The sequence below is a fragment of the Pseudomonas sp. B6002 genome (assembly GCF_013385985.1).
GTDB lineage: Bacteria > Pseudomonadota > Gammaproteobacteria > Pseudomonadales > Pseudomonadaceae > Aquipseudomonas.
Genome location: NZ_JACAOY010000012.1, coordinates 565313 through 578435, shown reverse-complemented (window position 1 = coordinate 578435; position 13123 = coordinate 565313). Strand labels below are relative to the sequence as shown.

The following is a 13123-nucleotide window of genomic DNA, read 5'->3' as shown; positions in this document are numbered from 1 at the left end:
CTTGTATGGGCTATACGGGGTGTGACGCCAATCGATCTGGTGTCATCGCAGAGCGTAGACGCAGCTGTTGCGCGCCGCCTGTCGGCAGCGAAACAGCGAGCGAAACCGGGGCTTTTGTCCTAGAGTGGCGCTTGTTTGCACGTGTGCAGGTTTTGCCCGGCCAACGGGCAGTTTCAGGGGAATTGAGGTGCGACGGTCTGTGGTAGAACAAGACGACAAGGTTGGGGTATTTCCCGCAGTCAATCGCCTCGAAGGCGCCTGGGAAGGTGCTGGTTGGCTCAGCCGTTTATGGTGGGTGCCGATCCTGGCGCTGGCCATGGGCGTGCGTTTTTATTGCCTGACCGCCTCGGCGATCTGGGGTGACGAAGGCTCCAGCCTGCTGCTCAGCGAATACGCCATGGCCGACCTGTGGTTTCACGCGGCCCATGACGTACACCCGCCGTTGTATTTTTTCATGCTGCGGGGATGGATCGAGCTGTTCGGTGACGGCATCTGGTCAATTCGCGGCATGAGTGCCATTCCTGGCGTGGTCGCGGTGGGCCTGGGTATCTGGCTGACGCGGCAGGTGTCCACTCGTCGCGCCGCCGTGCTGGCGGGAGTGCTGCTGGCGTTATTTCCTACCGCCGTACGCTACAGCCAGGAAGTGCGCATGTACTCGCTGCTGGCTGTGTGGCTTTTGGGGGCGACGCTGGCATTGGTCTACTGGATTCGCCAGCCTCAGCGCACGCGCTACCTGGCGGCCTACGTGCTGCTGATGACGGCCGGCTTTTACACCCATTACTTCACCGCACTGTGTGTGCTGGTGCACTGGGCTTACCTGGGGGTGTTGTGCCGCGGCCAGCCGGCTGGCCAACGCCTCATCCTGCGCCCGTCCTGGTGGTGCGCCAACGCTGTGATCGTCGCGCTGTACTTGCCGTGGCTGCCGAATTTGCTGGACCTGATCCAGCACGTCGAACAGCTCAAGGTTGGCGGTGATATTGGCTGGGAAGACCCGGTCACGTTGATCTCCGTACCGTCGATGATCTGGCAGTTCATGCTTCAGGACGAAGGCATCGGGTTCTGGAAACCGCTGTTCTGGTTGTTTCCGCTGCTGCTGATCGCCGTGGTGGGTGTCACCGCCTGGCGAGACCGTGAACACCAACGGCCCGCCTGTCTGCTGGCGTTGTTCTTCCTGCTGCCGTTGCTGCTGGTGTACGGCGTGTCTTTTATCTCGCCGGTGTTTATCGAGCGCTACCTCACCGTGTACGCGTTGGGCTTGCCGATCCTGGTCGCGCTGGCCATCGACCGTTTGCCCGCACGCCGGTCTTGGCTGGGGGCCGCGCTGTTCGTGCTGTTTGTGGGCGTGGAGTTGCTGGGCCTGAAGAACAACTTCACCGTGGATGAACATGACCAGTTCAACGTGCCGGTGGAGTTCGTCAACCGTAACTACCAGGAAGACGACCGCATCGTCCTCAGCGACATGATGTGGTACCTCAGCTACGTGTATTACGACCAGACCGATGCCCAATTGCAGCTCTACACGCCGCCCAAACCCGATGGCACCCCGACCCGGCCGAATGCCTATGGCTTCGGCACCCTGGTGGACCAGGACGGCGGGCGCATTTACCTCGACCGTTTGTCGGCATTACCCGCCGATACCCGGCGCGTGTGGCTGATCAGCAGCACCGACATACCGGACGATTTCGCGCCGATTCCCGAAGGCTGGAAACAACTTTTGCAGCAGGACGGCGGCGGGGCGCGGGCGCGGTTGTTTGTGCTGTGCCGCGGGCCAGAGCCTTCGCAGCCCGAGGGCTGCCGTTAATATCCATTCGGTATTAGGGGAATACCAAAATAGTGGCAATTGACCACTAGTTGATCGCGCAATCCTGAACTACTCTACGGCCACAAATGGATTTTTGTCTGACAAAGTGGTGAAGGGATTGCAGTATCACTTTATCTCCGGATTGCCCCGTTCAGGGTCCACCCTGCTCTCGGCGATTTTGCTGCAGAACCCGCGTTTTCACGCGGGCATGAGCAGCCCCGTAGGGACCTTGTTCAACGGTGTGTTGGCGCAGTGCAGCGCTGGCAGCGAGTTTGGCGCGGTGATTGACGCCAATACCCGTCGCCGCCTGTTGCGCGGCCTGTTCGATTCCTACTACGCCGACAAGGCCTCCACGCCGGTGGTGTTCGACACCAACCGCCAGTGGTGCGCGCGCATGCCCGCGCTGCATGACCTGTTTCCCCAATCCAAAGTCATTGCCTGCGTGCGCAACGTCGCCTGGATCATGGACAGCCTGGAACGGCTGTACCGCGCCAATCCTTTCGAAAACACCAAGCTGTTTGGCGACGATGTCGAGCGCAACACGGTGTACAGCCGCTGTGAAACCCTGGCGCAGCGCAACCGGTTGGTGGGCTTCTCGTGGGCGGCGCTCAAGGAAGCCTATTACGGCGAACACGCCGACTCATTGCTGATCGTCGATTACGACCTGCTCAGTCAGGCCCCGGAGCGGGTACTGCGGCTGGTGTACGACTTTATCGGCGAGCCGTGGTTTGAGCATGACTTCGACAACCTCGTCTACGACGCGCCCGAGTTTGACCAGGCGCTGGGTGTGTCCGGCTTGCACAAGGTCCAGCCCAAGGTGCGCCTGCAGGCGCGGCGCACGATTTTGCCGCCGGACCTGTTCCAGCAGTACACCGAGTTGTCGTTTTGGCAGGACGGCTCAGCCAGTGCCGCCAATGTGATTCGTATGAAGGCCAACGCCGCGATCAATTGATCGCGGCGTTTTTATTTTCTCTCAAAGAACGTTCGACGCCGGGTGAGCAGCATGTGGTGGAGCAATCGCAAGTCGCGGGTTAGCGAAGTAGCACGGGCGCGGGTCTCGCCCATGATCATGCCCCTTGAACCGCGCATGCTGTTCGATGGCGCCGTCGCCGCCACCGTAGCCGACGTGGCGCAGCCCGACAGCCACCCCACCGCTGACGCGGCCAAGGCGCCGACCGGCGACCACCCGGTCGCAAGCAAGGACACCCATGGCCAGGCCGATGCGCCAGCCGCTGCACCCGTGGCGGTGCCGGGGCAAACCGTGGTGTTTGTCGACGCCCGGGTAAAAGACTCCGCCAGCTTGCTGCAGGGCGTGGCGCCCGGAACCCAGGTGGTACAGCTGGACGGCAGCAAGGACGGCCTGCAGCAAATTGCTGATTACCTCGATACGCATCAGGGCGTCAGCTCGGTGCAAATCATCGCCCACGGCAACGCGGGCGATCTGTGGCTCGGCACCACGTACTTGTCGGCGGATAACGTGGCTGCCCGCAGCGCGGTGCTGGGGCAAATCGGCAAGGACATGAATGTCGGCGGCGACATCCTGATCTACGGCTGCTACACCGCCGAAGGCGAGCGCGGGCTGAATTTCGTTGATTCCCTGGCGCAACTGACCGGCCGTGACGTGGCGGCGTCGACCAACCGCACCGGCGTGGGCGGTGACTGGGACCTGGAGATCGCCACCGGCACCATCGAAAGCGCCAACGTGCTGTCGACCAAAGCCATGAACGACTACCAGTGGGGTCTGGCCACGTGGACCGCGACCAACAACGCGAACACCGGGGTGGGCTCGCTGCGCGCGGCTCTGGCTTCGGCGCAGAACGGCGATATTGTGACGTTCAGCAGCAGTATGACGGTGCAGCTCACCTCTGAATTGCTGATCAACAAGAACATCACCGTGGACGGTGACCTGAATAACGACGGCGTCGCTGACGTTACCCTTGATGGTCAATACAAGACGCGGGTGGTGGAAATCACCTCCGGCAGTACGGTGACGCTGGACGGTCTGGTCATCACTCGTGGTCTGGTTTCCGGCAATGGCGGCAATGGCGGCTACGGGGCAACCGGCGCCATGGGCGGCGGGATTTTCAACGCCGGTATCCTGACCTTGAATAACGTTTCAGTCACCGGCAACGCAGCGGCGGGCGGCGGCGGTGGCGGCGGTGTCACGGGCGCCAACTACGGCGGCGGCGGTGGCGGTGGTGGCGGCCTGGGCGGTCAGGGCGGCGGGCACGGCGGGACCGCCGGGCCGGGCACCGGCACGCTGGGCGGGCAGGCTGGCAGCGGTGGCGCCGGCGGCTATGGCGGCGGCTATGACGCGACGCACATGGGCGGGCGCGGCGGTTCCACAACCGGCGGGGCCGGCGGGGTTGGCGTGTCTTATTACAGCAACGGCGGCAATGGCGGTACGGCCAGCAACGGCACTATTTCCATCGGCGGCGGCGGCGGCGGGTCCGGTTGGGACAAGGTCGGCGGCGTCGGCGGCAATGCGGCCGGCGGCATTTACAACGCCTCGACCGGCACCCTGAAAATCATCGGCACCTCGGTCATCAGCAATAACATCGGCGCGGGTGGCGGCGGCGGCGGCGGCAGCGGCCAGGGCAGCAACAACCTGAACGGTGGCGACGGCGGTCGCGGTGTCGGCGCAATCTGGAACCAGGGCGGCACAGTGCTGATTACGTCGTCCAACTTCAGTGCCATCAGCGGCAACGCGGCCGGCAGTGGCTCGGGCGGTGCAGAGTTGGGCGGCGGCGTGACGGGGAGTGTTCCGTTGGCCTTCGCGGCGATCTACAACAACGGCGGCACGCTCAACACCGCCTATGTGGAACCGCCGACCGCGACCATTGTGATGTCGGACACGGCCCTGAAAATCGGCGAAACCTCGCTGGTGACCATCACCTTCAGCCGGGCAGTCGCCGGGTTTACCAACGCCGACCTGACCATCGCCAACGGCACGCTGACATCGGTCAGCAGCAGCGACGGCGGCCTGACCTGGACCGCGACTTTCACGCCTACCAACAACATTACCGACAGCACCAACCTGATCACCCTCGACAACACCGGGGTGACCGCCATCAGCGACGGCGTGGCGGGCGTCGGCACGACCAGTTCGGTCAATTACGCGATCGACACCGCACGGCCGACCGTGACTATCGTGATGTCCGACACGGCGTTGAAGATCGGCGATACCTCGGTGGTGACCTTTACCTTCAGCGAGGCGGTGACCGGCTTCACTAACGCCGACCTGACCATCGCCAACGGCACGCTGAGCGCAGTGAGTAGCAGCGACGGCGGCATCACCTGGACCGGAACGTTCACCCCGACGGCCAGCATCACTGACACCACCAACCTGATCTCCCTGGACAATACCGGTATCGCTGACCTGGCCGGCAACGCCGGCAGCGGCACGACTGATTCGGCCAATTACGTGATCGATACCGTGCGGCCGACCGCGTCCATTGTGGTTGCCGACACCAGTCTGGCGGCGGGTGAAACGTCGCTGGTGACCATCACCTTCAGCGAAGCGGTCAGCGGCTTCACCACCGCCGACATGACAGTGGCCAACGGCACCCTGACCGGCCTGAGCAGCAGCGACGGCGGCATCACCTGGACCGCCACGCTGACGCCGACCAGCAACATTACCGACACCACCAACCTGGTCACCCTGGACAACACCGGGGTCGTCGATCTGGCCGGCAACGCCGGCAGTGGCACCACCAATTCCAACAATTACGCGATCGACACTGCGCGGCCGACCGCAACCATCGTGGTGGCGGACAACGCGCTGAAAATCGGCGAAACCTCACTGGTGACCATCACCTTCAGCGAAGCGGTGACCGGTTTCACCAACGCCGATCTAACGATTGCCAACGGTACGTTGACGGCGGTGAGCAGCAGCGACGGCGGCATTACCTGGACGGCGACGTTAACGCCGACCGCCAGCATCACCGACGCGACCAACCTGATCACGCTGAACAATACCGGCATCGCAGATCTGAACGGCAACGCCGGCAGTGGCACTACCGACTCCAACAACTACGCCATCGATACCGTGCGCCCGACCGCGACCATCGTGGTGGCCGACAATAACCTGCGGATCGGTGAAACCTCACTGGTGACCATCACCTTCAGCGAAGCGGTCAGCGGTTTCACCAACGCCGACTTGACGGTCGCCAACGGCACGTTGAGCGCGGTCAGCAGCAGTGATGGCGGCATCACCTGGACCGCGACGTTCACCCCGAGCGCCAGCGTCACCGATACCACCAACCTGATTACCCTGGACAACACCGGCATCGTCGACCTGTCGGGCAACGCCGGCAGCGGCACCACCGACTCCAACAACTACGCCATCGATACGGTGCGGCCAACCGCGACCATTGTGGTCGCCGACAGCAACCTCACGGTCGGTGAAACCTCGCTGGTGACCATCACCTTCAGCGAAGCGGTGAGCGGCTTCACCAACGCCGACCTGATAATTGCCAACGGTACGCTGACCGCCGTGAGCAGCAGCGACGGTGGCATCACCTGGACGGCGACCTTCACCCCGAACGTGGGCGTCAACGACGCGAGCAACCTGATCGTGCTGGCCAATACCGGCATCGTGGATCTTGCGGGCAACGCCGGCAGCGGCACGACCAACTCCAACAACTACACCATCGACACCGTGGCACCGACCGCAACCATCATCATTGCCGACAATGCGCTGAAAATCGGCGAAACCTCGCTGGTGACCATCACCTTCAGCGAGGCGGTGACCGGTTTCACCAACGCTGACCTGACCATTGCCAACGGCACGTTGAGCGCGATCAGCAGCAGCGACGGCGGCATCACCTGGACGGCGACCTTTACGCCGACCACCAACATCACCGACGCCACCAACCTGATCACGCTGGACAACAGCGGCGTGCAGAACCTGAGCGGAAACGCCGGCAGCGGCACCACCGACTCGAACAATTATTCAATCGATACCGTGCGCCCGACCGCCACCATTGTGGTCGCCGATACGGCGCTCGGCGTCGGCCAGACCAGCCTGGTGACCATCACCTTCAGTGAAGCGGTGACCGGTTTCACCAATGCCGACCTGACGGTCGCCAACGGCACACTGAGTGCTGTGAGCAGCAGTGATGGCGGGATCACCTGGACGGCCACCTATACGCCGGCCGCAGGTATCACCGATACCTCCAACCTGATCACGCTGGACAACACCGGCATCACGGACCTTGCGGGTAACGCAGGCAGCGGGACTACCGACTCCAACACCTATGCCGTCGACAGCCAGCGCCCGACCGCGACCATCGTCATGAGCGATTCCAACCTGCGGCCAGGTGAAACCTCGCTGGTAACCATCACGTTCAGCGAAGCTGTGACCGGTTTCGACAACGCTGACCTGAGCATCGCCAATGGCACGCTGAGCAACGTCAGTAGCAGCGACGGCGGCGTCACCTGGACGGCTACATTCACGCCGAACATCGGGGTTACCGACATCACTAACCTGATTGTGCTGAACAACACCGGTATTTCCGACCTGGCTGGCAACACCGGTACCGGAACTACCAGCTCGGCAAATTACCAGGTGCAAACTGCGGTGCCGACCGCGACCATTGTCATCGCCGACACCTCGCTCAAGGCCGGGGAAACTTCCTCTGTCACCATCACGTTCAGCGAAGCGGTGAGCGGTTTCGACAACGCCGACTTGAGCATCGCCAATGGCACATTGAGCGCTGTGAGCAGCAGCGACGGTGGCATCACCTGGACCGCCACTTTCACGCCTGGCAGCAATGTCACCGACGCCACCAATCTCATCACCCTGAATAACAGCGGCGTGACGAATGGCTCGGGCAACGCGGGCGTGGGGGTCACCGATTCCAATAACTTCAGCATTGACACCCAACTCCCGACCGCAACCATTACCGTGGCCAACAACCACCTTGGTATTGGCCAGACGACGACCGTTACCATCGCTTTCAGTGAAGTGGTGAGCGGTTTTGACCTGTCTGACCTGAGTGTCGCCAACGGTGTGTTGTCCAACTTGATGAGCGCCGACGGTGGAAAAACCTGGACTGCAACCCTGACGCCGACCGCGGCGGTTACCGACGCCACCAACCTGATCGTGCTGGATACCAGCCAGGTGAATGACATGGCGGGCAACGCAGGGGCCAGCATTGCCATATCCAACAACTATGGCGTGGATGGCGACCGGCCCACCGCGACCATCTCGGTCTCCAACCCGAACCTGACCGTGGGCCAGACCAGCACCGTGACCTTCACCTTCAGCGAGAAAGTCACCGGCTTTGATTTGTCGGACCTGAGCGTGGCCAATGGCGTGTTGTCCAACCTGGCCAGCAGCGACGGCGGCAAGACCTGGACAGCCACCCTGACGCCGACGGCGAATATCACCGACCCGAGCAACTTCATCACCCTCGACACCAGCCTGGTCACCGACTTGTCGGGGAACGCCGGCAGCGGGTACGCCAACTCCAACAACTATGGGATCAACACCATCGCACTGACGGGCGACCCGTTGTTCCGCACCACCGACCCCGCCCCACCACAAGGTGCGCCCGACGCGCCGTTGCAGCCGATCATCTATGGCCAGCCGACCGGCAACCTGGGTTCACCCCTCGGCTTCCCGCCGTTGTTCGAGCAGCGTGAATTGGGCGGCGGGTTGCCTCCGGTGGGCAGTATTTTCATCAACCACGGTGCATTGGCTCCCAGTTTCATCGCCCAGGTGTTCAATACCGACGGCGGCGGGGATGGCGCCGGCAAGGGCTTCCTTGGTTTTGGTGGTGGGGATGGCGGGATCTTCGGGGCCAGTACCCTGTCGACCCTGTTCATCCGCGACAGCGCTGATGACAGCGGCTTCAAGGCGTTCGAGAGCAAATCGATCAAGGGTGTGAGCGACCCGGCTCACGGAATGCGCAGCGTGGTTGGCGCGCCAACCCTTGGTCAGCAATTGCAGCAGATCAAGGACACGGAACAACGCCAGGTGGTTGACCTGGCGCATGCACTGCAACAGGTCGGCATCAGCGAAATGCAGGCCTGAACACACTTAACTCAAGGCGCAGTAACAGGGGCAGAACAAGGATGAAGACAGGTCATAAGGTGTTCGGCATCAGCTTGCTGGTGCTGGCGATCAGTGGTTGTGCGGTCACCAGCGAGCCGATTGAACGCAGTGTCAGTGAGCAGCGAGCCCGCAGCGACCTGCAAGGCATGTACAAGGATCAAGAGCCGCTGAACGGCCCGCTGACGCTGCACCAGGCCATGGCCCGGGCGGTGAAATACAACCTCGAAGGCCGCCTGAAAGTCATGGAAGAGGCCTTGGCCAAGCGCCAATCGGACCTCTCCAGTTTCGACATGCTGCCGCGCATGGCGCTGTCGGCAGGCTACGCCGGGCGCAACAATACCAACGCCTCCAGCAGCCAGAGCGTGCTCACCGGCACCCAATCCCTGGAACCGTCGACCTCCCAGGACCGCGACCGTCGCGTGGCGGACCTGACCATGGTGTGGAACGTGCTCGACTTCGGCGTCAGCTACATCAGTGCCAAGCAGCAAGGCGACCAGCGCCTGATCATTCAGGAGCGCCGGCGCAAGGTGATCAATACCATCGTGCAGGACGTGCGCTCCGCCTACTGGCGTGCCGTGGCGGCCGAGCGTTTGCTGACCCAGATCGACAGCCTGATGGCGCGGGTCGACCAGGCCCAGAGCAACAGCCAAAGCATGAGCGAGCAACGCATCGGCGATCCGGTGCAAGCCCTGGGCTACCAGCGCTCGCTGATCGAAGCCACGCGCCAATTGCAGGAGCAGCGCCGTGCGTTGTCCCTGGCCAAGACAGAACTGGCCACCTTGATCAACCTGCCAATGGGCACCGACCTCAAGCTGGCTACGCCTGACGATTACAACGTGCCTCAGCTCAAGGTCAACCTGGCCAGCCTGGAACAGGAAGCCCTGGCCAACCGCCCCGAGTTGCGTGAGCAGGACTACCAGACCCGCATCAGCGCTGCCGAAACGCGCAAGGCCATGCTGCGCCTGCTACCGGGCCTGGAATTTTCGGCCGGTGGGCATTACGACAGCAACTCGTTCCTGGTGGACAACCGCTGGGCCGACTATGGCGCCAAGGTCACCTGGAACCTGTTCAACGTGATCTCTGCACCGGCGGCCATCGATGTCGCCAAGGCCGGTGAAGAAGTCGCCACCGCACGGCGCCAGGCGATGTCCATTGCGGTGCTGGCGCAGGTCTACGTGGCCAACGCCAACTATCAGGACGCGGTGCGCCAGTTCAAGACCAACGACCAGTTGGCCAATATCGACGGGCAAATCCTCACGCAACTGCGCAACCGCCACGAAGCGGCAGGCCTGGGCGAGCTGGACCTGATCCAGGGCGAGCTCAACACCCTGCAAGCCGACCTGCGCCGAGACCTGGCCTACGCTGACCTGCGTAACGCCTATGGCCAGATCTTCGCCAGCGCCGGCCTCGACCCGCTGCCGGAACAGCTGGACTCGGACCGCGTGCAGACCATCGCCACGGCGCTCGCCAGCCGAGAATCGGCGTGGGCCGCTGGCAACATCGCAACGCCGGCGCCGCGTCCCGTTGCCCAGTAACCTGGTGGCGCCGACGGCGAGCATCAGCCGCCGTCAGCGCGAGGCGCGCAATGGGCATCGCGGTGTGGCGATCCTGCTCACCGGGTTGCCCGCGTCCGGCAAATCCACCTTGGCCCAGGGGCTGCAAGCGGCCTTGTTCGAACAAGGCTGGCACAGCATCGTGCTCGACGGCGATGCCCTGCGCGGTGGCCTTAACAAAGACCTCGGCTTTGCCGACAGCGACCGCCTGGAAAACATCCGCCGCGCCAGTGAACTCGCGGCGTTGCTGGTGGAAAACGGGCAAATCGTGATCCTGGCGATGATCGCGCCGTTGGTGGAGTTGCGCGCGGTTTTTGCCGAGCGCCTGGGTGCCGACTATCGGGAAGTCTGGTGCAGCGCCTCGTTGGCGGTGTGCGAGGGGCGTGACCCCAAAGGTCACTACGCCCGCGCCCGCAAAGGCGAATTGCCCGGGTTTACCGGCATTGGCTCACCCTACGAACCGCCCCCGCACGCCTCGCTGGAACTGGACACCGGTGTGCTCTCGGCACAGCAATGCGTCGAGCGGTTGCTGAGCTGGTTGGCGCCTGGACTAGACTCTGGGGAGCCGTCTTTCTAGGAGCCTCCCATGGAATCGCCTGTGCACAGCTTGCCGTCTCTGTTCAAGCAGCTTGGGCTGCCGGATGACCCGGTAAGTATCGAGAAGTTTGTGGCAGTGCATTCGCCGCTCAAGCCTGAGTTGCATCTGGCAGATGCGTTTTTCTGGACGGAGAACCAGAAGAAGTTTTTGCGTAATGAAATTCTGGAAGATGCGGATTGGGCCGAGGTGGTGGACGAGCTGAATCTTCTGCTGCACAGCGGAAGAGGGGTGCAAAAAACTTAGCGAATACGCAGAAAGTTGAAAAAATCTGGTGTTGGTTGAAAAAATCTGGGCTTTAATCGCGCAAGTGAACTTTTTCTGAGGTTGCGCGATGTCTCTGGTTGGTTACGCCCATCTTCATCAATTGCTCGGGTTAAAAGCGACTGCTCCTGCTCGTGCCGCGATGATCAAGCCCGTTACGCGGATCTCGATGATTGGTGACTGTCTGGCGGTTCCTCATACCGTTGCGCCTTCAGCCGACGCGATACTCGACCACATTCTTTTCGCACTCAAACATGAAGGCATCAACCTCGGCATCCTGGCTCAGGCGCTCGAGGCGGTTAGCCCGGGCCAACTGTTGCAAGAGCTGGAAAAAGCCCCCAACGGCGTGTTCATTCGCAAGGTCTGCTACCTCTGGGAAGGCTTGACTCTTCAACGGCTGGACTACGACAAGCCAATCAACAGCCGCGTTTCACCCTTGTTTGATCCCCAGCGCTACGTGACTGGACCCTCAACACGTAATTCGCGTTGGCGTATCGATTTCAATGGTCTGGGCTCTTTGGCGTATTGCGCGACAGTTGAACGCACGCCTGAAATCGAAGCCTTGTTGGATCTGGACATCTTGGGCCGTGCCAAGTCCTTTATGGCTACCCTTCCATCGGAAATGATGGACCGCGCCATCCAATGGGCCTATCTCCATGAAACCCGCGACTCGTTCGCCATCGAAAAAGAACAACCCAGCGAGGAAAAGTCGCGCCGTTTCGTCCAACTGTTACGCCAAGCCCATGAAGGCCGGCTGCTCACTGAAGACTATTTGGTAGAGCTGCAAAACAGCACTGTTTCCAATCCTTTCGACAAAGCCGTTGCATTCCGCCACGAACAAAATTATCTGCACAATGGTTTGCGCGGCTCCGCGGGCGTCAGCTATGTACCACCAGCACCTGAGCTGTGCCAGGAACTGATGGAAGAGTTGATGGCCTTTGCCAGTCAGCCAGTGCGTGAGGTTGACCCGCTTGTGGCTGCGGCCGTCACCGCCTTCGGCTTTGTGTTCCTGCATCCGTTCATGGATGGTAACGGACGTCTGTCGCGATTCCTGATCCACCAGACACTCTGCCACTTCGGTGCACTGGAAAACGGCCTGTTGCTGCCTGTTTCCGTTGCGATGAAACACGAAGAGCAAGCCTACCTGGAGACCCTCAAGGCATTTTCCCAGCCGACTCGAGACTTCTGGAATGTTACCTGGCTGGACGGTGAGCAAATGGCTTTCGAGTTCATTGGCCACTCCTCTATCTACCGCTACTGGGACGCCACCCGCTGCGTCGAATTCACCCTGCAGATGGCCAGGCGTGCGCTGGAAGTGGAATTGCGCGAAGAGACCGAGTTCCTCGACCGCTACGACCGTGTGATCAAGGCCGTGAACCAGCGCTATGACGTGCGCGGGAGTGATTTGTCCAAGCTGGTGATGATGTGCCTGGATAACGACGGCAAGGTGTCCAGGCATCGGCGCAAGCAGTTTCAATACAACGTGCCGGAGGAGGTATTTGAGTTTATTGAGGAGGAGGCAGGGCGGGCTCTGCGAGACCGCTTGGAGAGGGTGGACGACCAGGCCGAACAGCAGTCTTGAAACCTGCACTGATCCAAATGTGGGAGCTGGCTTGCCTGCGATGACTTGGGTCCGGTCGAGAGAGATGTCGACTGACACTTCGCTATCGCAGGCAAGCCAGCTCCCACAGGTGTTTTGCAGTGTCAGAAAATTCTGCGCCCACGCTTAAACCCGCTTTACTTACCTCTATCCCCAGCCGCCCATCCATAAATTGTTTCAAAACTTGACGGCATTGGATCCATCCACCATATTGATAGTTAGCAAACTAACTGTATGCGAACTATCCAGT

At 61.6% G+C, this 13123-nt stretch carries 7 protein-coding genes; all 7 read left to right on the top strand.

The features are described 5' to 3' along the window. Positions 1–187 precede the first annotated feature (187 nt). The 7 genes from HX792_RS18630 (at position 188) to HX792_RS18605 (ending at position 12855) form a co-directional block, all read left to right on the top strand. Entirely contained in the window at positions 188–1801 is a 1614-nt protein-coding gene (locus tag HX792_RS18630) for a glycosyltransferase family 39 protein (protein WP_176997437.1), read from the top strand. Positions 1802–1910: 109 nt separating this feature from the next. Then, positions 1911–2753 carry a sulfotransferase gene (locus tag HX792_RS18625; RefSeq protein ID WP_176997483.1) on the top strand — a complete coding sequence of 281 codons (843 nt, stop codon included), beginning with the start codon at positions 1911–1913 and terminating at the stop codon, positions 2751–2753. Between the two features lie 51 nt (positions 2754–2804). Next, positions 2805–8840 (top strand): Ig-like domain-containing protein, encoded by a 6036-nt coding sequence (locus tag HX792_RS18620; protein WP_176997436.1) that lies wholly within the window; start codon positions 2805–2807, stop codon positions 8838–8840. Positions 8841–8881: 41 nt separating this feature from the next. Continuing rightward, positions 8882–10396 (top strand): TolC family protein, encoded by a 1515-nt coding sequence (locus tag HX792_RS30385; protein WP_256349859.1) that lies wholly within the window; start codon positions 8882–8884, stop codon positions 10394–10396. Further along, a complete protein-coding gene (gene cysC, locus HX792_RS18615) occupies positions 10386–10991 on the top strand; it encodes an adenylyl-sulfate kinase (RefSeq protein ID WP_256349858.1) in 606 nt (201 codons plus the stop codon). The genes HX792_RS30385 and cysC overlap by 11 nt, the downstream gene beginning before the upstream one ends. Positions 10992–11000: 9 nt before the next feature. Continuing rightward, a complete protein-coding gene (locus HX792_RS18610; RefSeq protein ID WP_176997434.1) occupies positions 11001–11255 on the top strand; it encodes a DUF2789 domain-containing protein in 255 nt (84 codons plus the stop codon). A gap of 88 nt (positions 11256–11343) precedes the next feature. After that, positions 11344–12855 carry a Fic family protein gene (locus HX792_RS18605; RefSeq protein WP_176997433.1) on the top strand — a complete coding sequence of 504 codons (1512 nt, stop codon included), beginning with the start codon at positions 11344–11346 and terminating at the stop codon, positions 12853–12855. Positions 12856–13123 lie beyond the last annotated feature (268 nt).